The sequence below is a fragment of the Brevibacterium sp. UCMA 11754 genome, from assembly GCF_021532275.1.
In the GTDB taxonomy this organism is placed as follows: Bacteria; Actinomycetota; Actinomycetes; order Actinomycetales; family Brevibacteriaceae; genus Brevibacterium.
In genome coordinates, this window is record NZ_JACBOT010000009.1 from 22,383 (window position 1) to 45,019 (window position 22,637).

Sequence of the window (22,637 nt, forward strand, 5' to 3'; positions counted from 1 at the left end):
AACTGTTACCGACAGTACCTGATACCGTCTGTCACATGAAATCGCTCACAGATGGCCGGTCCACTCGGTGGCAGCAGCATCGCGACCTCAGGCGCCGGGAGCTATTGCGCGCCGTCCGGCATGTCGTCGACGAGCACGGAGACGAGCTGTCGATGGAGCAGATCTCAGAGTATTCGGGCACAACAAAGTCAGTGCTCTACCGGTATTTCACGGATCGTGCCGGACTGCAGGCGGCAATGGGCGAATGGGCGATGGATGTCATCTCCAAGTCGCTCGATGACGCCACAGCAACCTCGGCGCAGGATGCACTCACCAAGATGATCCATGCGTTCGTCGCGCTCGCCGCAGAATCACCGAATATCTACCGATTCTGCGATACGGCAGTCAACCGCTTCGCACCCACGGAGACCGGCGGATTCTTCAATTCGATTGCCAGCCTCCTCGCCGATCGGCTTGTCCTCGAGGGTACTCAGGGACAGCTGTGGGCAGCAGGTGCAATCGGGTTCGTGCGTGCTGCGACCGAAAACTGGCTGGCCGATCCCAGCCGTCCCGATGAATTCGCCACCGCAATCAGTCAATGGCTCTGGGCCTCGTTGCCCGCAAAACTAGGAGTAGACGAATGAAGCTTTCCCTTGATCCAAAGGCGATCAACACCGCCCTCGACGGCCAGTGGGCCGAGGCCCGGCGCCAGGGACGGACCCTGGCACTCGAAGAGATCACTCATGAGGATCCCGCCGATGACCTTGAGACCACACGGGCGAAGACGCTCGCCGGTGTCGGGCTCATGGCTGACACCGGACTGCCGTTGCTGAGCCTGCCGACGTCCCTGGGCGGCCGCAACGAACATGCGGCGAACGTCTCGGCGTTTGAAGAGACCGTCACCGCCTCCCCCAGCCTCCAGATCAAGGCAGGCGTCCAGTTCGGCCTCTTCGGCGGGGCGATCCTTCACCTGGGCAACTCCGAGCAGCACGATGCCTGGCTGCTGGATGCCCAGAAGGGCACACTGCTGGGCTCATTCGCGATGACAGAGATCGGCCACGGCTCCGATGTCGCCGCCGTCGGGACCACCGCGACCTATTCGGTGGAGGACGAAGAATTCGTCATCACCACCCCTTTTCGGGCCGCGACGAAGGAATTCATCGGAAATGCGGCGCGTGACGCTCGTGCGGCTGTGGTCTTCGCTCAGCTCATCACCGGTGGGGTCAATCATGGTGTGCACGCGTTCTTCGTGCCGATCCGCGACGAAGACGGCGAGGTGCTGCCGGGCATCACCATCGAAGACGACGCGTTCAAGGGCGGTCTCAAGGGCGTCGACAACGGACGGATCTCCTTCGACGGAATCCGTATTCCAGGCTTCAACCTCCTCGACCGCTATGGTGCAGTGGCCGCCGATGGTGCGTATTCCTCGTCCATCGACTCTCCGGGACGTCGCTTCTTCACGATGCTCGGCACCCTAGTCCAGGGACGTGTCTCCCTCGACGGTGCAGCCATCGTCGCTTCGAAGTTGGCACTCGACATCGCCGTTCGCTACGGCCTCGAACGCAAACAGTTCACCTCAGTTGATGACATCAATGAGACCACATTGTTGGACTACCAACAGCACCAGCGTCGACTGATGCCGGCCATCGCCTCGGTCTACGCCTCGGCCTTCGCACACGAGAAGCTGCTGACCTCATTCGAAGAGGTGTTCTCCGGGGCCGATGAGAGCGATGAGAATCGTGCGCTGCTTGAGACTCGGGCCGCGGCATTCAAAGCCGACACCACATGGATGGCCCTCGACGTCATCCAGGAAAGCCGCGAAGCATGCGGCGGTGCCGGCTTCATGGCTGAGAACCGTCTTGTGGGTCTCCGCGCCGATCTCGATGTCTATGCCACATTCGAAGGCGACAACACTGTGCTCCTGCAACTGGCCGGTAAGCGCCTCCTCGGTGACTACGCCAAAGAACTCGCGCATATCGATGTCGGCGGAGCCGCACGCTTCATCGGAACTCAGGCCGCCGAACACACGCTCTACCGCACCGGCATCGCCAATGCGGGACTCGCGATCTCCGATGTCTTTACCCTGAACTTGAACGAGAAGCGGATCCGTTCCGGTAAACTTCAGCGTTCGTTGCTTGAGACCAGGCTCGAGGTCATGCTCTCGAATCTCGCCCAGGCACTGCGTCCTGCCGCGAAGATGTCGCAAGCCGATGCGGCGGAGGTCTTCAACGACAATCAGCACGAGTTCATTGAGATGGCGCGCGCGTACGTCGAACTGGAGAAGTGGAAGGCCCTCGATGAGACGATGAGGGAACAGACAGACCCCGAGCAGAGCAAGGTCTTCCGCCGTCTGCGCGATACCTTCGGTCTGACTCTCATTGAGAAGCATGTCGGCTGGCACCTCATGTACGGTCGCCTCCCGATGATGCGTGCCCGCCAGTTGAACGAGACGATCAACCGTCTGTGTGCGAAGCTCTCGGCCAACGCCTTGGACCTTGTCGACGCTTTCGGCTACGGTGACGATCATCGCCGCGCAACGATTGCGACCGGCATCGAGGCGAAGCGTCAGGCAGAGGCCGCAGACTACTACCGTCACTCCCGCGCGCAGGAGGATTACCCTGTCGAGGAGAAGCAGCTGCGCAAGGCTGCGAAAGCGGCGCAGAAGGCTGCCGGCAAAGGCGGACGCAAGGCGAAAGCTAGTAAGTAGCAGGTAGATAAGAAGATGCGAGAGGGGCCGTGCAGCTTGATTGCTGCACGGCCCCTCTCGCATGTGGCTCGTTTGCTCTGGGCTCGTTTGCTGCGAGCTCGTTCGGTTTCAGGCGCGGAGAAAGTCCTGCAGCGCCGCCGAGACCGCCGCAGTCTCCGTGAGGAAACCGTCGTGACCGACCTCGGATTCGATGACGTGATGGCTGACCGCTCCGGGCAGATTCTGCGCGAGCAGTTCGACCTGTGCGGTCGGGAACAGCCGATCGGAGGAGACTGAGACGACGAGGTTGTCGGTGCAGGCATCGGCCAATGCAGTCGCTAAGTCCTGTGAGCGACCGGTGCGCACGTCGTGGTCGCGCAGGGCGCGAGAAAGCACGACGTAGCTGTGTGGGTCGAATCGGGCGGTGAGCTTCTTCGCCTGGTAATCGAGGTACGAAGTGACCTCGTGATAGTCAGGCGATCTGCGCCGGCTGGAGAACCGGTGGTTGAGCTCCGCATCATTGCGGTAGGTCAGGTGGGCGATCTGGCGGGCCAGGCCCAACCCTTGTGCAGGGAAGGCGCCGACCGCGGTGTAGTCACCGGAATAGTAGTCGGGGTCGAGTTCGATCGCGCGTTCCTGCATCATCGCCCAGGCGATCTGATCGGCGTCGCAGAAGGCCGGTGCTGCGATGATCGCGCACTTCTTCACCTTGCACTTGTCGAGGAGTGCGAATTCGAGGGCTCTGGCTCCGCCCATCGATCCGCCGATGACGGCATGCCAAGAGTCGATGCCGAGGATCTGTGCGAGATTGTGTTCCAGTCGGGCCATATCGCGGATCGTGACCGCAGGGAATCGTGATCCGTAGGGCAGGCCGTCGTCATAGACAGACTGCGGACCGGTGGTTCCCGAGCATCCGCCGAGCGAATTCGCACACACCACGAAGTATTCGTCCGTGTCGATCGCCTCGCCCGGACCGACGATTCCTGCCCACCAGTCGGTGACGCTGGTATCGCCGGTCAGGGCGTGTTCGACCAGGATCGCATTGCTGCGGTCCGTGTTGAGTGTGCCGAAGGTCTCATAGGCGACTTCGACGGTCCCGAACGTGTGTCCGGATTCTGTGACGAAGCCCAGAATTCGCTCGACGGAAGTGCTCTGGGTAGTCATGTCAGGCGGCGGCCGATGCCTTCGCTGCGGCAGCGGCGAAGCCCTTGTCGATGTCGGCGATGATGTCGTCGCTGCCTTCGAGTCCCACGGACAGACGCACGAAGGCGGGGTTCACGCCGGCGGCGATCTGTGCCTCTTCGTCCAGCTGGGCATGGGTCGTCGATGCCGGGTGGATGACCAGCGAGCGGACGTCGCCGATATTGGCCACGTGGGAGTGCAGTTCAAGCGCATCGACGAATGCCACAGCGGCGTCGAAACCTCCGGCGATGTCGAAGCCGAGGACCGATCCGACACCGTTCGGCAGGTACTTCTCGGCCTTGTCGTGCCAGGGGCTGGACTCGAGTCCGGCGAAGGCGACCCGGCTGACCTGTTCGTGGTTCTCGAGGTAGGAGGCAACCTTGTTCGCGTTCTCGACATGGCGGTCGATGCGCAGGCTCAGGGTTTCGATTCCCTGGGCGATGAGGAATGCATTGAACGGGCTGGCGGCCGGTCCGAGGTCGCGCAGACCCTGCACACGGGCCTTGAGGCCGAAGGAGACGTTTGCACCGAACGGCGAATCCGCGCCGAGATCGCGAGCGTAGACCAGGCCGTTGTAGGACTCATCCGGGGTGTTGAAGCCGGGGAACTTCTCCGGCTGCGTGCCGTAGTCGAAGTTTCCGCTGTCGATGACGACACCGGCGATCGAGTTGCCGTGCCCGCCGAGATATTTCGTGGCCGAGTGGAGGACGACGTCGGCACCGTGCTCGATCGGACGCACCAGGTAGGGGGTGGCCAGGGTGTTGTCGGTGAAGAGCGGAACACCGGCCTCGTGAGCGATGTCAGCCACAGCGGCAATGTCGAGGACATCGGAGCGGGGGTTGGAGACGACCTCGGCGAAGAAGAGCTTGGTGTTGTCCTGCACTGCTGACTTCCAGCCATCGAGGTCATCGACGTCGACGAACGTGGTCTCGATGCCCAGCTTGCGCAGGGTCACGTGAAGCAGGTTGTAGGTTCCGCCGTAGAGGCTGGAGCTGGCGACGATGTGGTCACCGGCCTCGGCGATGTTCGTGATCGCCAGCAGGGCTGCTGACTGTCCCGAAGCTGTGAGTACGGCGTGGACGCCGCCTTCGAGGTCGGCGATGCGGTTCTCCACGACCTCGGTGGTCGGGTTGGTGATGCGGGTGTAGATGGGGCCGAGCTCGGCGAGTGCGAAGCGATTCGCGGCAGTCTCATTGCTGTCGAAGACGAACGAGGTCGTCTGGTGGATGGGCAGCGCGCGGGATCCGGTGACCGGATCGGGTGTCTGACCGGCGTGGATCTGGCGGGTTTCGAATGACTGAGCCATGATGTCTCCTTCGGATGCGGCGGGTTCGCCCGCAATCGTTCATGCGGGTGATGCGAGTGGTGGGGATGGCTCTACTCTCATGGACTCTGTGACTTCCCCGATGTGATCTCGTCATCTTCGTGTCATGTGTCGTCATGTTCCGTCACACATCATCAGCGGAAGTTGCGGGCCTTGGTCGGCAGCTGCACCTCGAGCGGGATGAGCTTGTGGGCGTAGAGGCTCACGACCTCTCCCCCGCGTTGGATCAGCCCGGTGACCACGAGCGCGTTGCGCGAGGTCGCGATCGGCCGGAACCGTTTCATCAGCCCGGCCGTGGCGACGACGTTGAGCATCCCGAATTCGTCCTCGAGGTTGATGAATGTGATCCCCGAGGCGGTGGCCGGGCGCTGTCGGTGTGTGACGATGGCGGCCACCGTCATCCGGGTCCCGTCCGCAGCCGCTGCGGCATCCGCCGTCGAGGCATAGCCCCGTTCGATCAGGGACGCTCGCAGGATCTCGGTCGGGTATCCGTCGACGGTGATTCCGGTGGAGAAGAGTTCGGCCAGGGTCGTGTCGAAGGCATCCATGGTCGGCAGGCTCGGCGCCGAGGAGATCGTGGCGGTTCCCGGGAGCACGCCCGGGTGTGCTCCCGCGACGCCTCCGGCCAGCCACAGCGCCTGTCTGCGGTCGAGATCGAAGCTGCTCAGTGCCCCTGCGGTGGCGAGCCCCTCGAGTGCCTGCTTTCCGATTCCGGTCCTCTCTGCCAGGTCCGTCACCGAGGTGAATGGTGCGCTCGCGCGTTCGGTCACGATCACCTCGGCGAAGGAGCCGACATGGGCCACAGAGTCCAGACCCAGCCGGATCCCGAACTCGCCTGAGGTCTCGACGCGCTCCAGATCGCTGCCGGCCATCGAGTGGCGAATGTCCACGGGCAGGATCTTCACACCGTGGCGACGGGCGTCGGCGACGAGGGACTGCGGTGAGTAGAAGCCCATCGGCTGACTGCGCAGCAGCCCCACGGTGAACGCCGCATGGTGGTGGTATTTGAACCAGGCCGACTGGTAGACGAGGTTCGCGAAGCTGATCGCATGGGATTCGGGGAACCCGTAGTTCGCGAACGCGGCAATCGTGGAGAAGATGGACTCCGCGGTCTCCTCGTCGACGCCCTTGGCTGCAGCCCCGGTCTGGAACTTCTGCGCCAGTTCGGTCATCCGCTTCTCTGACCGCCGTGATCCCATGGCCTGCCGCAGCTGGTCGGCATCGGCTCCGGTGAAGCCGCCGACGTCGATGGCCATCTGCATGAGCTGCTCTTGGAACAGCGGCACCCCGTAGGTCTTGGCCAGGGATTTCTGCAGCAGTGGGTGGAGGTATTCGACCTCGTCGAGGCCCTGCCGTCTGCGGATGTAGGGGTGGACGGATCCGCCCTGGATGGGACCGGGCCTGATCAGGGCGACCTGGACGGCGAGATCGTAGAACGTCTCCGGGCGCAGACGGGGAAGGGTCGCCAGCTGGGCTCGCGATTCGACCTGGAAGACACCCACCGCATCGGCTTTCTGCAGCATCTCGTAGACACGGTCGTCCTCGTCGTCGATGTGGGCGCGTTCGATGAGCTCACCCGTGTGCCGGTGGACGAGATCGACCATCTCGTGGAGTGCTGTGAGCATGCCCAGCCCCAACAGGTCAAACTTCACCAGGTCCATGGCGGCGCAGTCGTCCTTGTCCCATTGGACGACGGTACGATGGCCCATCGTGGCCTTCTCGATCGGGACGACCTCACCGATGGGACGGTCGGCAAGGATCATGCCACCGGAGTGGATGCCCAGGTGACGGGGTGAGCCCAGGAGGTCACCGGCGATTCTGAGCACCGGAGCCGGGACCGGGGAATCGGAGGCTTCGGGCAGGGTCGACCAGCGGTTGCTGGCTTTTGAGAACGCATCCTGCTGACCCGGTTCGTAGCCCAGGCTGAAGGCCGCGTCCCGGATCGCCGACTTCGCCCGGTAGGTGATGACGTTGGCGACCTGAGCGGCCCGTTCACGGCCGAAATGATCATAGACGTATTGGATGACCTCCTCCCGCCTGCCCGATTCGATGTCGATGTCGATGTCCGGATAGCCCTTGCGATCCGGTGAGAGGAAACGGTCGAAGAGGAGTCCGTGCTTGACCGCGTCGACGGCGGTGATGTCGAGGACATAGCAGACGGCGGAGTTCGCTGCCGAGCCTCTGCCCTGGCAGAAGATGGCCACCCGATGGCAGAACTCGGTGATGTCGTAGACGATGAGGAAGTATCCGCAGAACCCCAGCGTCGCGATCATGTTCATCTCCCGATCGAGCTGCGCCCATGCCTTCGGATTCGCAGCCCGGGATCCGTAGCGCCTGGCGCCGCGGTCCTCGATGAGCTCGCGCAGATACTCTTCGGCCCCGCGGGCATCGGGCATCGGGGCACGCGGCAGGTCAGGGCGGGCCGAATTCAGGACGAAGGAGCATTCCCTGCCGATGGCCACGGCGTTCTCCAAGGCCTGCCGAGGGAAGCGTGCGGCCATCTCCTCGCCCGTATGGATCCGGGCATTCGCTGTCGCCGGCAGCCACCCGGCCAGCTCGTCGAGGGACAGCCGAGACCTCACCGAGGCCCTCACCTGCGCGGACTTCCATTGCGCCCGGGTAGCGAAGTGCACACTGTTGCTGGCCACGACCGGCAGATTGGTCCGCTGAGCAAGCTCGCCGAGGTGGCGCAGCCGTTCATCGTCGTCCGGGGTTCCGTCCCGGCTGAGTTCGACCGCGATCCGCTCGCGCCCGAAGAGCGCGATGAGCTCACGCAGGGCACCGAGCCCACCGTCAGGATCGTTCAGGGCTCGGCGCAGGGGGCCTTTGCGACAGCCGGTGAGGATCGTCCAGTCCCCGCTCATCGAGGCCAGCTCTTCGAGACCGAACACCGGCCGGTTCTTCTCGCCCGCCAGATTGGCCTCGGTGATGGCCATCGACAGTCGGTGGTATCCCTCGACTCCGCGGGCAAGGACCAGAAGGTGGGTGGCATCGGGATCGGTCTGGCCGGGGATCTTCTCCTCCAACCCCACGGACAGCTCCGCGCCGAAGACGGTGGGCAGCCCCACCTCGGCGGCGGCATGGGCGAACCGCACCGCACCGTAGAGACCGTTGTGATCGGTCAGCGCCAAGTACGTCAGCCCCGCGGCCGCACCTGCGGCCACGAGCTCCTCCGGGTCGGAGGCCCCGTCGAGGAAGCTGAACTGGGAGTGCACATGCAGCTCGGCCCACTCGACGGTCGAAGTGCGCAGAATGGGCCCCTGGCCAAGTCCCGAATACCGGCCGGTGCCATCGGAGCCGCCGGGTCCCACCGACACCTGATGGCGGTCGGGGCGGGAGAAGGCGGGCGCGTCGGATCCGTCGGCGTGTTCGTCAACCGTCTGCCTGTTGACCGTCTGCCTGTCGGCGACCTGTTTGCGGCTGGCCTGTTTGCCCTCCAGCCTCTGAGCCAGCTGGGACCAGGGGGTGCGCGGATTCGAGAAGCCCATCAGCGGTACCGGCCGGTGATGTACCACTGGCCGTTCTCTTTGCTCAGCAGCAGTGCCTGCCCCGAGTCGGTGACGACCTGCAGCCGGGTCCGGTAGATGGCTTTCGTCGGATCCCACCAACCGGATTCGACAGGCCAGGAGCCCGAATAGTCAATGACCGCCTCGGCGGTTCCGGTTGGAAAGCGGATCGCATACGGCGCCGATTCCAGGCCCGCGGGACGTGCTCCCACCGGTCGGCCTCCCGCGGCGAGCACGTCGACGGGCAGACGTTCGACCGTCGTCGGTCGGGGTGCGTGCAGTGCCCCGGGCCAGGGTGCGCCGGGGCTGCGCACAGGTGATGCCGCTTGCTGCCACGGTGTCCACAGGTTCGTCTCGGCCGGATCCCATCCGCCCTGCAGACCCGGGACCAGGACCGAATCGGGACCGAACAGTCCCTGCAGTCGCTCCAGCGTGTGGGTGACCTGCCCGGTGTTCTCATCGAACAGGCTCTTCGTCGCACCGATGGGGGTGGTCAGCTCCGCGGCCACGAGGCCCAGAGCGATGATGCCCTCTTCGGAGAAGTCTTCCGGGTCGGGACCGGGTTCGTCGGGAGCCGGCTCGAACTGGGGAGTCGGCCAGGACTGGGGTGCGGCCGGTCCCTTTCGAGCGGCCCCGGCCAACCATCCCTCTGCCTGCCACCGCAGACGATCGGCGATGGTGTTCTCGCTCATGTCCTCGATCCGCCAAGTCCGCTTCGAGGACTGCCCTGAGACAGCGATGAGCTCGATTGTGATCTGCGTGCACACGAGCCCTCGGCGCCGCACTGTCGTCAGCAGGTCGGCGGCGAGCTGGCGGGTCAGGAATCCCAAAGTGTCACTGCGGGTGGTCGGCGTGTCCAGACCGAGTTCGACATCGAGTCGTTCCTCCCGGACATGATCATTCAGCGGCGTCCACTCGGTTCCTGTGGCCAGATCGTGCGCGCGCTTGCCCAGTGCCCCGAATCGTGAGTTCACGTCCCGCGCGTCGATTTCGGCCAGATCCCCCAGGGTTCGCAGACCCAGCTGGGTGAAGGTGTCGATGAGTTCGGTCGCGCCTGCCCCGGCGTATTCGAGGGTGCTGATCGGCTGAGCGGCCAAGAACTCCGCAGTCTGCCCTGGCTCGACCCGGCGCGCCTGTCCCGCGGCGAGGACTGCCGCGAACACGGTGTCAGCAATGCCGGGGAAGAACTCCCACCCGGTGACCGATACGAGTGCGGAGATCAGCGCCTCCACGGCGCTGGGCTCATCGTCATAGCCGTGTTTGAGCGAGTCGAGGGGAATGGCAAGCGTGCCGGGGCTGAGCAGAGTGAACCGCGCCACGAGTTCCTCGAGCGCTCCGACTCCTGCGGAGAAGTGCCTGTTGTCTGCCTCCTCGTCCCAGGCCACCACGTGTGCTTCGGGACAGCGGTACCCGACCGCGCGTTTGTTGTTGCCCAGAGCGATTCCGGCTGCGCGCGCAGGCGCATTGGCTGCCATCACCTTGCCCCCGCTGAGAACCGCCACCGGAGTGCGAGGGCTGAGGTCATGCTCGGCCGCGGCCGCCACCGCGGACCAATCGGGAACGGTCAGAACCAGCGTGCGCCGGTCAGCGGTGCCTCCGTCGGCAAAGACACTGCCCCCACCTGCAGGGTCACTGCTTGTGGTGCCGGTGCGCACAGCCCTGGGCTCAGCAGCGGCGTCAGCTGACACTGCGGATCACCGGCCGTTCGAATACACCCTCAGATGGGGAAGGTGCGGGTGCCTCGGCAGGAGTCCCGTCCGGTCCGGGCAACAGGAACCGGTGGACGCCGGTCTGGGATCGTGCCTGCACGAGGCAGGAGCGGAGACGTCCATGGCCGTGTTCCGTGCCCGACCACTGTGTGTCGGTGATCTCGATCTGCTCCGTGCTTCCGGGCATCGACGTCAGACTGATGAGGCTGATCTTACGTTCGCGCACCTTCGCCAGCAGCCGGGCGCGTTCCCCAGCGCTGGGCAGAAATCCCGGGTCGATGACGAGGATATCGAAGGACTCGATGAGGATGGAGGCCACCCGCAGCCAGTCCTCGGCGGGGGTGACGAGGTTGACGAAATGGTCGAGGTCAACGCCCAGATCGGCAATGGACGACACGGCCGGTTCTCCGAGTCCGATGCCGGCGCACCATTTCTGTTCCTGGGTTGCGACGGCGATCGCAGCGAGGGCACAGCTCAAGGACTGGCCCCCGGTCAGTGTCACGATCTCGCCTCTGGGAAGACCGCCTCGGCGAAACATCGGTGCCAGCACCGGATCCACAGCGCGGGGGGCAGGCCCATCGAACAGAGCAGTGGCCGTGGAGATACCCATCTCCCGGCTGAGCTGTTCAACGAGTGGCACTGCAGACATGACATCCATTATCGAACTAGTGTTCTAAATAGGCAAGATTTAGGCAGCGGCATTGTTCGCCCGGGCGTGTCGCCATTCCGCTTCGAACATCCACGCAATGCAATAGTCCAGGCTGAAGCCGTACCCACCGCCGAGAGTGCTCGGATCCGCTTCGGCTACCGCCTTTTCGGCAACTTTCACCAGCCGCGCCGTGTCGAAGACGTGGCGCCCTCGCCTTCTCTCCTCGAGGGGAAGCAGCTGCGAGCCGTCGGGCAGGAAGAAGGCGAATGCCGCCTGTCCGTCCAGCGTTCCGGCGAAAGGTGCTGGGGTCCGTGAGATATTCAACTCATATTTGTGCACGGCCGTGTGGTGCGTGCGGCAGAGCAGGATGAGATTGTCCAGGTCCGTTGCTCCGCCCTGTGACCACGGACGGATATGGTGAGCGTCGCACCTCCTGCGGGCGCGGCAGCCGGGGAATTGGCATCCCATATCCCGTGCGCTCAGCGCCAGGCGTTGACGTCTGCTCACCAGCCTCTTCGAACGGCCGAGCATGAGCACGTCTCCGTCGGCGTCCTTGATCACCCCACTGACCAGGGCTTCGCAGCTCAGCCGTTCCGCCGTCGCCGAGGTGATGCCTCCGAAGCCGTCAACCCGACAGGTCAGGTCCTTCTTCCCGACCACAGGCGTCCCCGCGGGGACGTCGTCGAGGACAGCATCGGTGGTCTCGTGCTCAGCGACTGCAGTATCGAGGGCACCGAATCTGGTCACCACCTCGGCGGAGGCATGCACGAGCATGCGGGCGCGGTCGACGTCAACGGTGCCGGGCGACTCGGCCTGCGGAAACGCATGCACGATCTCCATCAGGCACATGACCTGCGAGATCGGCTCGTACGGCGGCTTCTCCTGCTCGTCCGCGTCGACCTCTTCAGTGTCAGACCGTCCTTCCGTGTCGGACTGCTGTTCGAGGACATGCCGAGCAGCGTCGAGCATCGAGGAGAACTCAGCGGCTTCATCCTCGCCCAGGTCGATCGTGATGCGGGTCCGCCCGGGTTCGGTGGTCCGCATACTCACGCTGTCGCTTGGAAGAAAGCGGGGTGGCCCACCGGCCTCGTTCGCGTCGGACAGCTGGAGGTAATTGCGAGCTATCACACCGATCTGGCTTCCGGTGGAGACATCGGCTAAGCGCAAGGCTTCCTCATCGGGGATCCGCCCCACCAGCCTGGTGACCTCGCGCACCTTGGAGAAGCTGACATTCCCCTCCCCCAGACTCTCCTTGACCTTCGGCATGTCGCGCAGCGCCATCATCACGCGGACGTATTCCCGTGCGGTGTGTGCGCTGACAGCAGCGATGTGCATGACCCATTGAGGCAGCGATGTCACGCCCACCCACTGTGCCCACAGTCCTCGGCGTTCGACCTCGTCGATGAGTGCAATGACACGGGCATGGCAGAAGGCGATGCACGAGATGTTGCGTCGAATGTCGGCAACCAGCTCCTCGGAGGTGAGGTCGCCGAGCCCAGTCCCCGTGTCCGTCTCAGGGTCCGCATCCGTCTCACCGCCAGAGCGACCTCCAGGGCTCGGCCCGTCGTGCGGAGCTTCCACCTGCGCCCTCGAGCCTCTGCCGTAGTCGCTGGGATCGACGCTCATCGATTTGAGAATCTCTGCATCTGAAAACGGATCCGGATAGTCCGCAAATGGATCTGCAGCCGTGTTCTCGACCATGGTCCCCACCTTTCCCCTTCGGCCCCTGTGGCCGTTCGGTTCGCGAGTCCCCATGACCTCGAACCTGCTTTCACCATACGAGGCGCCACTGACATGACATCCGAAACATCATGATCGAATCTGCTGAATCAGTCTTTCATCTTCTAATCTGATTCGCTTTCTAAATACCGGCGTTCTAGGGCATTAGAATCTCCCGAATGTGAATGCGTCCCCGCGGGGGCGCACCAGGCTCAATCGCAGCGTCACACCGTAGGCTGTTCGCATGAGCGATGAGACGAATGACGACGCGGTCCTCTCCCGTAGCAGCCCCCACCTCTCCCATAGCAGCCCCCAGGATTCGGACCGGGAGGCAGCCACCCGAGCCTCCTACGATGCGATCGCCGAGACCTATACGGGCTGGATTGCAGACGAGCTCACGGCCAAGCCACACGATCGAGCAGTTCTCGGTGCCTTTTCGGAACTCGTGCTCGCCACAGGGGATTCCCAGACTCTGGAAATCGGGTGCGGCCCCGGTCGGATCACCGCATTCCTTGCCGCCCTGGGTCTGACTCCCTCGGGCCTCGACCTCTCCCCCGCCATGATCGCCCTGGCAACGCGCCACTACCCCACCTTCGACTTCGCCACCGGAACCATGACCGCACTGCCGTACGGCGACGACAGCTTCTCCGGACTCCTCGCGTGGTACTCCATCATCCACGTTCCCGATGAGTCCCTGCACACAGTCTTTGCTGAGGCGGCACGAGTGCTGCGGCCGGGTGGGCTGTTCCAATTGGCCTTCCAGCTCGGCGATCGAATCGACCATCAGGCGAAGGCCGCCGGCTTCACGGTCGATCTCGACTTCCACCGTCGCTCGATCGATCAGGTTCTCACGGTTCTCGCTGACCACGGCTTCGTCCCCGTGACCCGGCTCGAACGGGAACCGGACCAAGCGGGCCGATTCCCAGAGGTGACACGACAGGGCTACCTGCTCGTCCGCCGGCCAGCCTGACTTCCGTCCCCAGGAAACAGCCCGTATCGCCTACCCAGTCACAAGGAACCGGACCAACAGTCACGAAAGTATGACATCATCCGCCGAGGTGGAGCGTCGGACAGGTCCTCGTCATCGAGGCCACCTGGCTGGAATGACGGCAGAAGCGGCCTGCAAACGTGACAAAATGGAACTCATATGAACATCGACATCGTCTTCCACACTCCTGAGATCCCCGGCAACACCGGCAACGCCATACGCCTGGCCGCAGTCACGGGGGCCCACCTCCACCTCGTCGAACCCTTGGGCTTCGACCTCTCTGATGCGAAGCTGCGTCGTGCGGGACTCGATTATCACGATCTTGCCCACGTCACGGTCCACGCCTCTCTGACGGATCTGTGGAACCGCCTCGGCGAGCGTCGGGTCATCGCATTCACCACCCATACGGAGCAGTCCTTCGCCGAGGTGGACTACTGTGACGGTGATGTCCTCCTCTTCGGTCAGGAGTCGACGGGCCTGCCCGATGCAGTCGTCGATGATGAGCATGTGGACCTGTCCGTGCGCATCCCGATGCTGCCGTCGCGGCGCTCGCTCAACCTCGCCAATTCCGCGTCGATCGCGATTTACGAGGCCTGGCGACAGCAGGGATACGCCGGTGCCTGAACGCGCGTAGACTTCTGCCCGACAGCAATTCCCGAAAGGACCACTATGACCTCCAAAGTGCTCACGATCGCCGGCTCCGATGTCTCAGGCGGAGCAGGGCTCGAAGCTGACCTGAAGATGTTCGAAGAGTATGGCGCGTTCGGCACCGCCGCCGTGACCTGCATCGTCACCTTCGAACCGAATGACGGCTTCAGCCACGTCATCGAATTCATCGACCCCGAGGTTGTGACCAGGCAGCTCGAATCGACGCTGGCGGTGCACAAGTTCGACGCGATCAAGTCGGGCATGCTCGGGTCCGTGGAGAACGCTCTCGTTCTGGCCGAGAAGCTCAAGACCAATGAGCTTCCCTATGTCTTCGACCCTGTCCTCGTGTGCAAGGGTGCGGGCACGATGGTCGATCTCAAGGATCTCTTCGTCGACAACCTCGTGCCCTTGGCCACCGTCATCACCCCGAACCTCGAGGAAGCCGCAACGCTGGCTGGCATCGAACCGATCGATTCGGTTGAGGGCATGATCGAGGCCGCGAAGATCATCCACGACCAGGGCGCCGAAAACGTCGTCGTCAAGGGCGGAGCACGTCTGGCCGGTGCGGACGCGATCGACATTCTCTTCGATGGCCAGAAGGTCACGACGCTGCGTTCGCGCAAGGTCAATGAGAAGCTCGTCAACGGTGCAGGCTGTTCATTCGCCTCATCCATCGCCGCTGGCATCGCCACCGGTCTCAGCGTTGAGGACGCGGTCGTCTCGGCGAAGGAGAAGGTCGCCCACGGCATCGCGAACTGTCTCGACAATGCCACCGGCGTGGCCTCGCTGTTCCACCCCGCGGCACGCACTCAGCCGTCACCCGATGTCCGCGTCAGTGTGGACTGAGCTAAATCACAGAGCAAAAGAACTGCCCCGCACACCGTCTCAGGTGTGCGGGGCAGTTCGCATGAGTCATGCGTGACGGCCGGAACCGTCTGATCGGTCGAAACCGACAGGGGATCAGCGCTTGCCGAAGCCCTTGTAGCGATCCTTGAACTTCTCGACGCGGCCTGCGGAGTCGAGGATGCGCTGCTTTCCGGTGTAGAACGGGTGCGATGCGCTCGAGATCTCAACGTCGATGACTGGGTAGGTGTTGCCGTCTTCCCATTCGATCGTCTTTTCGCTCGTCGCGGTCGAACGGGTGAGGATCTTGGTTCCCGACGACAGATCGTTGAACACGATCGGTGCGTATTCCGGGTGGATGTCCTTTTTCATATTCTTACCTTTGCTGAATCCGCTCAGGCGCCTGGTATGGGTCGACCCATCCGCCAGTGCCCGAATTCGTCTGCTGGACACGCCCCGTACCGTAGGAACCGGACACGAAGCGACAGTCCAGTCTATCTGATGGACCGACCCAAAGCGATTCCCCTGCCGTCTCCTAAACTGTGGCCATGAACACCAAGGAACGCATCTCCGCGCAATTCGACCTCACTCCCGCAGCATCGGATCCCGATCTCATGGCCAAGCCCACCGCCGAGGCGATCCCGTCGATCACCGGCGATGTCGCCGCCTTCGCCATCGACCCGCAGATCGCTGACACTTCTGCCCTGCTCGACGCCACCGGCCTAGGGCCTGAGACTTCAGCCAACTGTGTTCTCGTCGCAGGTTCACGCGCCGGTGAGGAAAGGATCGCGGCCTGCATGGTGCTCGCGAACACGCGCGCCGATGTGAACAAGCGCGTGAAGAAGCTCCTCGACGTCCGCAAGGCCTCATTCCTGCCCATGGATCGTGCGGTCGGCGAATCGGGTATGGAGTACGGCGGTATCGGGCCGATCGGACTGCCCGCCAACTACCGGATTCTCATCGACTCACGTGTGGCCGAGGCCAAAGAACTCATCATCGGCTCGGGCATCCGCGGGTCCAAGCTCATGCTCTCAGGCGCGGCATTGGCGTCACTTCCCACCGCCGAGGTGGTCGAGGGGCTCGCCAACGAGATCGAATGATCGTGCTCAGCTGACCGTGCCGATGGGAATCGCGGGGGCAACACGGGCAGAACCGATCCCGCGGTTGGCCTTTCCCAGTCGGAACCGCACATGTGATTTGAGGATCGTGCCCGAGGCCGCCAGCCCGTCCACGAGCTCGTCTCCGACGAAGAGTGTGAACGTCCACGCCTCGTTGTGTTCGGTGTCCGGCAAAGGACCGGTGCCCGCCTGCAGGACTCGTGATCCCCACAGCTGCCTGGTCATCGGCAACCGCACGTCGTGACCGGCGACCGTGTATTCGACATCGCTGGCCGAACTGATGTCCTCATAGCTGCCTGCTGAGATCCCGTATTCGCCGACGCAAGTGAGAAAAAGCTGCCCGTTGGCCCCCTCAGGCACGAGATCACGACCCTCATTCAGCCGGGCGTCGACAACGTCGCCGAGGAGATCCGAACGCTGTTCCTGCCGCGTCTGAGGTGGCATTGCTGTGCGCACGTCGAGGACTGCGGGTTTGGGAACGTAGAGCAGTCCCAGCTCGACCTGCTCGCAGAATCGTCTGCCCTCCATCCATGCGCTCATCTCGGCTCCAAGCTCTTCCGCGTCAGACCACCAGGCTCGGTTTTGGCTGGAGACGAACCTGGACGCCTCATCAGCGATGTCCCTGGGCACAGAGTCAAGCGTCGCCCAACCGCTGGAGCCCATGCGTGCGATCTCGCGGTCTCGTTCTATCCTCTGCACCGCTTCTCCTCCGGTCGTTTTGATGGGATCCGTGCGCGGTCAGTCCAACCCTGCCCGTTCGAGGACGAAGTCGATGAGCGGTTCGTAGAGGTAGGGGACGACGTCGTCGTCGAGGGGCACGGTGACCTCGATGGATCCCTGAGCTTCGGCGACGAAGAGAGCAGGATCGTTGCAGTCGGCGTAGCCCAGCGTGCGCAGTCCACGAGTCGAAGCCGCACCGGCCCACCCGTGATCGGCCACGATCAGATCCGGGGTCTGGCCGCCTCGGCGGGTGATGTCGTCGAGAAGTGCGTGCATGGGTTCGGCGAGGTGGGTGTGCGGGGTGCCACCGTGCTGATGCCAGGTCCACACACGATTGATCTGCCTGCAGTCGCCGCCGAGGCCGGGGACGGGAACGGCGTTGGTCTGCTGTGTGATTGTGGCACCGCGGGTTTCGGCAGCTGCGGCGATGGCCATGTGCACGGGAAGCAGGCCGGCAGGGTGGCCGGTGGCGAAGAGGATCTCTCCCCCGGCTCGAGTGACATCCCCGATTGCCGCTGCCAACTGCTCGAGTGCCTCGATGCAGCGCTCGGTCGATATCGTATCGACGCCTTCAATGAAGTCCGTCTCGGGACGCAGCCCGCACCGGTCGACCATGAGGGAGAACACGGAGTCGAAGTTCCATTCGCGGGTGAGTTCGACGCCGAAGTCGAACTGCCTCTCCTGTGCGAGGAAACGGTGGATGTGAGAGAGGTTGTTCTCTCTGGGAGTGGCGACTTGGCCGGTGATGCGAGCGGTTTCGAGGGCGTTGGCGAGTGTGGTGCGATCCACTGGTCTCCTCAGTCAGAGTCACGATGTTCGAGGTTACGAAAACTGCGGGCGAAATGCCTGCCACCAGTCTCCCACAGCCAATTTCGTCCCCGGTCAGCGCGCCGGAGGACTCTTACCCAGAGGCCCCCGGTCAACGCTGCGGAGGACCCCGCGTCGGAATAGGAGTGTTAGCCGGGGACGCGTCAGGCTCCGTCTCAGAGAGCGGCAGCAGGCTCTGACTGCAGGGCGAAGCAGGCCACCGCCGAGGCGGCTGCGACGTTGAGGGAGTCGACTCCCCCGGACATCGGGATCATGACAGTCGAATCGCAGGCGGCGATCGTTGATCGTCGCAGACCGTCGCCCTCGGTGCCGAAGACGATGGCGGTGCGTTCGGGGGCATCAGCGGCGAACTCTCGGATCGCCACGGAGTCCTCGTCGAGGGCCAGTGCCGCGACATGGAAACCGAGCTCACGCAGGGTATCGACTCCGGCGGGCCAAGTTTCTATTCGCGTCCACGGCACCTGGAACACGGTGCCCATGGACACTCGGATGGAACGTCTGTAGAGAGGATCGGCGCACCTCGGCGTCACCAGGACAGCATCGACGCCGAACGCGGCAGCGGACCGGAATATCGCACCTATGTTCGTATGATCGACGACGTCTTCGATGACGACGATGCGACTGGCTTTGGCCACGAGCTGGCCGACATCGGCCATCTCCGGGCGATGCATGGCTGCCAGAGCACCTCGGTGCAGGTGGAAGCCGGTGAGGGCTTCGACTGCGGCATCGGTGCCGATGAAGATCGGAGCATCGTTGGTGGCGATGAGGTCGGCTAAGTCGAAGAGCCATTTGGGGCTGGTCAGGTATGACCGGGGAACCATGCCTGCGGCGTGGGCGCGGCGAATGATCTTCGAGGACTCGGCGATGAAGAGTCCTTCGGCTGGCTCACGGATGCTGCGAAGCGCCACATCGGTCAGCTGAGTGTAGTCATGCAGGTCCTCCGCGGATGAGGCCAGCAGTGTCTCCTCATCGAAGAATCGCAGGCGGTGGGCTTTGATGCCGAGCTCGGTGGCACGGTCGATGACCTGCTGCCTTGTCAGTGGTGCCTTGGCCGGAGTGTTCATGCGATCACAGTGTGAGGATGCGCCAGATGGCGACGATGCCGAGGATGACGATGATGGTGCGCAGCAGCACGGGAGAGAACTTGCGTCCGACGCGGGCGCCGAAGTAGCCGCCGATGAGCGAGCCGATCGCGATGCAGATCACGGCGACCCAGTTGATCCGGTCGTGACCGACGATGATGTAGGTGCTCGCCGAGACCGTGTTGACGACGAGGACCAGAACGTTCTTCAGCCCGTTGAGTCGCTGCAGGTCATCGGGCAGGATCAGCCCGAGCAGAGCGATGAGGATGATCCCCTGAGCTGCGGCGAAGTAGCCGCCGTAGATCGCGGTGAGAAAGACGACGAGCAGGACCAGGATGTAGCGACCGGTGGAGAGCTTATCGCCGACTGAGGCCGCCACATGCTCTCTGCCTGCCTTTTCAGCACGACGAACCGCTCGGCTCTTCAGATGACGCGAGAGCGCCGGCTGGGCCACGACCATGACGAGAGCGACGACCAGGAGTACTGGGACGATCGTCTCGAAAGCATCTTCGGGCAGGTGCAGCAGCAGATAGGCACCGGTCAGCGAACCCAAGATGGAGGCCGGCACGAAGCCGAGGATCCGTCGCCATTGGCCCTTCAGCTCCTCTCGATAGCCGAAGGACGACGCAATGTTGCCGGGAATCAGACCGACAGCATTGCTCATCGTCGACACGACCGGCGGCACACCGAAGGCCACGAGAACCGGGAAGGTGATGAGGGTACCGGAACCGACGACGGCGTTGATGCCGCCAGCACCGATTCCGGCGAGGACGATCAGCGCAATCTGCCACAGTTCCATTCCGAGAACTGGGTCCATGCTCAGTAAGGGGATCGGGCGTGGAACCGCTGCCCGTCGCGGGTGAGCTTCACGTCGATGCCGAAGGTCGCCGACAGATTGTCGGCGGTCAGGGTCTCATCGATGGGGCCGGCGGCAAGATCAGTGCCTTCGGCCAGCAGCAGCACGTGTGTGATGCCCACAGGAATCTCCTCGACATGGTGGGTGACCATGATCGTCGCCGGAGCCCACTTCGAGGACAGGATCTCCGTCAACGCGGCCAGCAGCTCCTCGCGTCCGCCCAGGTCGAGTCCGGAGGCAGGCTCGTCGAGCAGCAGCAGCTCCGGGTCGGTCATGAGTGAGCGGGCGATCTGCACGCGTTTGCGCTCACCCTCGGACAGTGTGCCGAAGGTGCGATCGGCCAGATGCGAGATGTTGAACGCGGCGAGGAGGTCCTTGGCCCGTTCGATGTCGGTGGTCTCATATTCCTCGACCCAGCGCCCGGTGACGCCATAGGCGGCGGTCAGCACGGTGTCGAGGACGGCTTCGGACAGAGGAATGCGGTTGGCCAGGGCCGTCGAGGAGTAGCCGATGCGCGGGCGCAGTTCGAAGACGTCGACGCGCCCGAGGCGCTCCTCCAGGATTCCGACCGAACCTGTCGTCGGGTGCATTCGTCCTGCGGCCAGTTCCAGCAGAGTCGTCTTCCCGGCGCCGTTGGGTCCGAGAACGGCCCAATGCTCACCTTCGGAGACGGTCAGGGAAAAATCTTGGAGGAGGAAATTCTCTCCTCGGCGCACGGAAACAGAATCCAAAGTCAGGACATCACTCATATCAGCCAACTCTATCGCAGGCTCGGCGTCTATTCTGGTTCGACATGGACTTGACTACCGACTCACTGCTGCTGACCCTGGCGATGAACCATCGCCTGCACTCCAGCCTCGCCCCTGACGAGGTCAGTGCCGCATTCCTCGACGATGATCGTGATGTCCCTCTCATCGTCTCCGACGATGTCTTCGGCAGCTCGCCGCCGACGGGTCTGCTCCTCTTCACCGCCGAGGCTGGCGCCGCTGGAATCACGCATGCCCGGCTCGCACTGCACCACCCCTCGCTGCCGCATACGACTCCGCCGGTGGACAAGGCCGATCGGCTCAAGGTCGGCCGGCATACGGCACCGATCGTCCTCCACTCCGGCCCCCACCAAGTTGCGGTGGTCCTCCTGGGCACCGAGGCGAACGTCGAGGTCATCGCCTGCCGTGACACGGTCTTTCATCCGGTCACCGTGGCTACCCCCGCCGAGGCTCTGCGCCGACTCCGGCTCCTTGTGATGGAGGGACTGAACCTCATCGAGTCGATCGAGGTTCCCGCCGACTGGCGAGAGGGGCCGTGGCGGGACTGGCAGGAGGAGCTGAGCCTTAGCCACCCGATCTCGAAGCTCATCCCCTCGGTCGCCGACGCTCGAGCCATCTATGCCGCCCTCGATATCCATGAGCGGATGCGCACAGTACTGGCTCCGGCCACGGTCGCACCTCCCGCCTTCGGTGATCTGCTCTCGCGTCTCCACCCCGCGGCCGCCGACTACATCATGGCGGTCGCTACGATGAAGGGGTGAATGACTCAGACTCCGCAATCCCGATGCCAGGCAACGCCATCCAGCTTCTCGTCATGGACGTCGATTCGACGTTCATCAATGAGGAGGTCATCGATCTCATCGCCGTCCACGCCGAGGTGGGCGCCCAGGTTGCTGACATCACGGAGCGTGCCATGACCGGCCAGTTGGACTTCGCCGCATCGCTGGCCGAGCGAGTGGCGCTGCTCAAAGGTCTGCCGGTCTCCGTCCTCCATGAGGTGCGAGCCCAGATCACGCTGACCGAAGGTGCCCGCGAACTTGTCGCGGCTGTTCAGTCAGGCGGTGGCGTCGTTGCCCTGATCTCCGGTGGCTTCACCCCGATCATCGAGCCGGTCGCGGAGACGATGGGCATCACCGAGGTCTACGCCAATGGTCTCGACTCCGACGACGGACTGCTGACCGGCATCACGAGCGGTCGCGTCATCGATCCGAGTGCGAAGGCGGAGATCTTCGCGCAGCTGTCATCGAAATACGGATGTGATCGGGCCCGAACAGTGGCCATCGGCGACGGTGCCAACGACATCGGCATGATCCAGGCCGCGGGTCTGGGTGTCGCCTTCTGTGCGAAACCGGCGCTTGTCGCCGCCGCAGACGTTTCGGTGACGAATCGTGATCTGCGTGAGGTGCTCACCCTCATCGAGGCACGCGCACATGTGTGAACGTCACCGCGGGTGAATGGAACTCAGGCGCCTGAACCTCGTTCAGACGCCTGGTTCTGTGTCAGCTGCAGCGCTCAGACTCCGAGGAAGACCCTGAGTTCTGGTGCGGGATAGCTCCCGGGCTCGACGTCCCAGCTCTCAAGGACGAACACCGCAAGCGAGGAAGGTCGGAACGCGTCCGGGACTCCGGTGGCAGGGCTCAGGTGGCCGACCACCTCGGCGACGGTGGGCTGATGGCCCACGATGTAGGCGCACTGGGAATCGGACGGGATCGAATTGATCGCGTCGATCCAGTCGCCGACTCCCCCGTTGTAGAGGGACTCGTCCTGGCGCAGTTCGAGGCCCGTACCGGTCTCAGGTTCCCCGTTGTGCCGGTTGACGGCTTCGACCACGGCCTGCCCTGTCTGGACGGTGCGCCTGGCCGCCGAGGCGATGGCCACGTCAGGTGACCAGCGCTCGGCGATCTCGGCTCCGGCCTCGACGGCTTGAGCAAGACCGTTGGCGTTCAACGAGCGTTCGAAGTCCGTCGGCCCCTCGGCCTCGGCCTTCGCATGGCGGGCGAGAATGAGCACAGGCATCGTCGTGTTCTCCGGAT

Annotated in this window: 21 protein-coding genes; 8 read left to right on the top strand and 13 right to left on the bottom strand. The window is 63.7% G+C overall.

Annotated elements, in window-relative coordinates:
- Window positions 1-35 precede the first annotated feature (35 nt).
- Both HX613_RS04745 and HX613_RS04750 read left to right on the top strand, forming a co-directional pair.
- Window positions 36-623: a TetR/AcrR family transcriptional regulator gene (locus HX613_RS04745; protein ID WP_235344289.1), complete on the top strand. Its 588-nt coding sequence runs from the start codon at window positions 36-38 to the stop codon at window positions 621-623.
- Window positions 620-2,686 carry an acyl-CoA dehydrogenase family protein gene (locus HX613_RS04750; protein ID WP_235344290.1) on the top strand — a complete coding sequence of 689 codons (2,067 nt, stop codon included), beginning with the start codon at window positions 620-622 and terminating at the stop codon, window positions 2,684-2,686. Before HX613_RS04745 ends, HX613_RS04750 begins: the two co-directional genes overlap by 4 nt.
- 108 nt (window positions 2,687-2,794) lie before the next feature.
- Here HX613_RS04750 and metX read toward each other — a convergent pair whose 3' ends face one another.
- From metX to HX613_RS04780, 6 genes are all read right to left on the bottom strand, one after another.
- On the bottom strand, window positions 2,795-3,829 hold the full coding sequence (gene metX / locus HX613_RS04755) for a homoserine O-acetyltransferase MetX (RefSeq protein ID WP_235344291.1): 1,035 nt from the start codon (window positions 3,827-3,829) through the stop codon (window positions 2,795-2,797).
- Window position 3,830: 1 nt separating this feature from the next.
- A complete protein-coding gene (locus tag HX613_RS04760; RefSeq protein ID WP_235344292.1) occupies window positions 3,831-5,153 on the bottom strand; it encodes an O-acetylhomoserine aminocarboxypropyltransferase/cysteine synthase family protein in 1,323 nt (440 codons plus the stop codon).
- A gap of 152 nt (window positions 5,154-5,305) precedes the next feature.
- The gene (locus HX613_RS04765; RefSeq protein ID WP_235344293.1) at window positions 5,306-8,659 is read right to left on the bottom strand and encodes an error-prone DNA polymerase; all 3,354 of its coding nucleotides are present in this window, start codon (window positions 8,657-8,659) and stop codon (window positions 5,306-5,308) included.
- Window positions 8,659-10,365 (bottom strand): DNA polymerase Y family protein, encoded by a 1,707-nt coding sequence (locus HX613_RS04770; protein ID WP_235344294.1) that lies wholly within the window; start codon window positions 10,363-10,365, stop codon window positions 8,659-8,661. The genes HX613_RS04765 and HX613_RS04770 overlap by 1 nt, the downstream gene beginning before the upstream one ends.
- Window positions 10,355-11,035: a DNA recombination/repair protein RecA gene (locus HX613_RS04775; RefSeq protein WP_235344295.1), complete on the bottom strand. Its 681-nt coding sequence runs from the start codon at window positions 11,033-11,035 to the stop codon at window positions 10,355-10,357. The genes HX613_RS04770 and HX613_RS04775 overlap by 11 nt, the downstream gene beginning before the upstream one ends.
- Window positions 11,036-11,074: 39 nt before the next feature.
- Entirely contained in the window at window positions 11,075-12,736 is a 1,662-nt protein-coding gene (locus tag HX613_RS04780; RefSeq protein WP_235344296.1) for an HNH endonuclease signature motif containing protein, read from the bottom strand.
- Between the two features lie 262 nt (window positions 12,737-12,998).
- Between HX613_RS04780 and HX613_RS04785 the strand changes: the two genes are divergently transcribed.
- The 3 genes from HX613_RS04785 to HX613_RS04795 all read left to right on the top strand — a co-directional run bounded on the left by HX613_RS04785 (window position 12,999) and on the right by HX613_RS04795 (window position 15,236).
- Window positions 12,999-13,724 (top strand): class I SAM-dependent methyltransferase, encoded by a 726-nt coding sequence (locus tag HX613_RS04785; RefSeq protein ID WP_235344297.1) that lies wholly within the window; start codon window positions 12,999-13,001, stop codon window positions 13,722-13,724.
- A gap of 177 nt (window positions 13,725-13,901) precedes the next feature.
- A complete protein-coding gene (locus HX613_RS04790) occupies window positions 13,902-14,366 on the top strand; it encodes a tRNA (cytidine(34)-2'-O)-methyltransferase (RefSeq protein ID WP_235344298.1) in 465 nt (154 codons plus the stop codon).
- 45 nt (window positions 14,367-14,411) lie between these two features.
- Window positions 14,412-15,236, top strand: a complete 825-nt coding sequence (locus tag HX613_RS04795) for a PfkB family carbohydrate kinase (RefSeq protein ID WP_235344299.1) — start codon at window positions 14,412-14,414, stop codon at window positions 15,234-15,236.
- Between the two features lie 114 nt (window positions 15,237-15,350).
- On the opposite strand, the gene HX613_RS04800 is transcribed toward HX613_RS04795, so the two are convergent.
- On the bottom strand, window positions 15,351-15,605 hold the full coding sequence (locus HX613_RS04800; protein WP_092108246.1) for a type B 50S ribosomal protein L31: 255 nt from the start codon (window positions 15,603-15,605) through the stop codon (window positions 15,351-15,353).
- Between the two features lie 176 nt (window positions 15,606-15,781).
- Here HX613_RS04800 and HX613_RS04805 point away from each other — a divergent pair, with 176 nt between their 5' ends.
- Entirely contained in the window at window positions 15,782-16,333 is a 552-nt protein-coding gene (locus HX613_RS04805; protein ID WP_235344300.1) for a YbaK/EbsC family protein, read from the top strand.
- Window positions 16,334-16,339: 6 nt separating this feature from the next.
- Here HX613_RS04805 and HX613_RS04810 read toward each other — a convergent pair whose 3' ends face one another.
- The 5 genes from HX613_RS04810 to HX613_RS04830 all read right to left on the bottom strand — a co-directional run bounded on the left by HX613_RS04810 (window position 16,340) and on the right by HX613_RS04830 (window position 20,586).
- A complete protein-coding gene (locus tag HX613_RS04810; protein ID WP_235344301.1) occupies window positions 16,340-17,050 on the bottom strand; it encodes a hypothetical protein in 711 nt (236 codons plus the stop codon).
- A gap of 39 nt (window positions 17,051-17,089) precedes the next feature.
- Complete coding sequence (locus HX613_RS04815) at window positions 17,090-17,860, bottom strand: phosphatase (protein WP_235344302.1); 771 nt, start codon at window positions 17,858-17,860, stop codon at window positions 17,090-17,092.
- 194 nt (window positions 17,861-18,054) lie between these two features.
- Window positions 18,055-18,963: a TrmH family RNA methyltransferase gene (locus HX613_RS04820; RefSeq protein ID WP_235344303.1), complete on the bottom strand. Its 909-nt coding sequence runs from the start codon at window positions 18,961-18,963 to the stop codon at window positions 18,055-18,057.
- A 4-nt stretch (window positions 18,964-18,967) separates the two neighbouring features.
- Entirely contained in the window at window positions 18,968-19,780 is an 813-nt protein-coding gene (locus HX613_RS04825) for a sulfite exporter TauE/SafE family protein (protein ID WP_235344408.1), read from the bottom strand.
- 20 nt (window positions 19,781-19,800) lie between these two features.
- Window positions 19,801-20,586 (bottom strand): ABC transporter ATP-binding protein, encoded by a 786-nt coding sequence (locus HX613_RS04830; protein WP_235344304.1) that lies wholly within the window; start codon window positions 20,584-20,586, stop codon window positions 19,801-19,803.
- Window positions 20,587-20,630: 44 nt separating this feature from the next.
- On the opposite strand from HX613_RS04830, the gene HX613_RS04835 reads away from it, so the two are divergent.
- Window positions 20,631-21,365, top strand: a complete 735-nt coding sequence (locus tag HX613_RS04835; protein WP_235344305.1) for a hypothetical protein — start codon at window positions 20,631-20,633, stop codon at window positions 21,363-21,365.
- A complete protein-coding gene (gene serB, locus HX613_RS04840) occupies window positions 21,362-22,042 on the top strand; it encodes a phosphoserine phosphatase SerB (protein WP_235344306.1) in 681 nt (226 codons plus the stop codon). The genes HX613_RS04835 and serB overlap by 4 nt, the downstream gene beginning before the upstream one ends.
- 74 nt (window positions 22,043-22,116) lie before the next feature.
- Here the strand turns inward: serB and HX613_RS04845 are convergent, their stop codons facing one another.
- The gene (locus tag HX613_RS04845; RefSeq protein WP_235344307.1) at window positions 22,117-22,620 is read right to left on the bottom strand and encodes a SixA phosphatase family protein; all 504 of its coding nucleotides are present in this window, start codon (window positions 22,618-22,620) and stop codon (window positions 22,117-22,119) included.
- Between the last annotated feature and the right edge of the window lie 17 nt (window positions 22,621-22,637).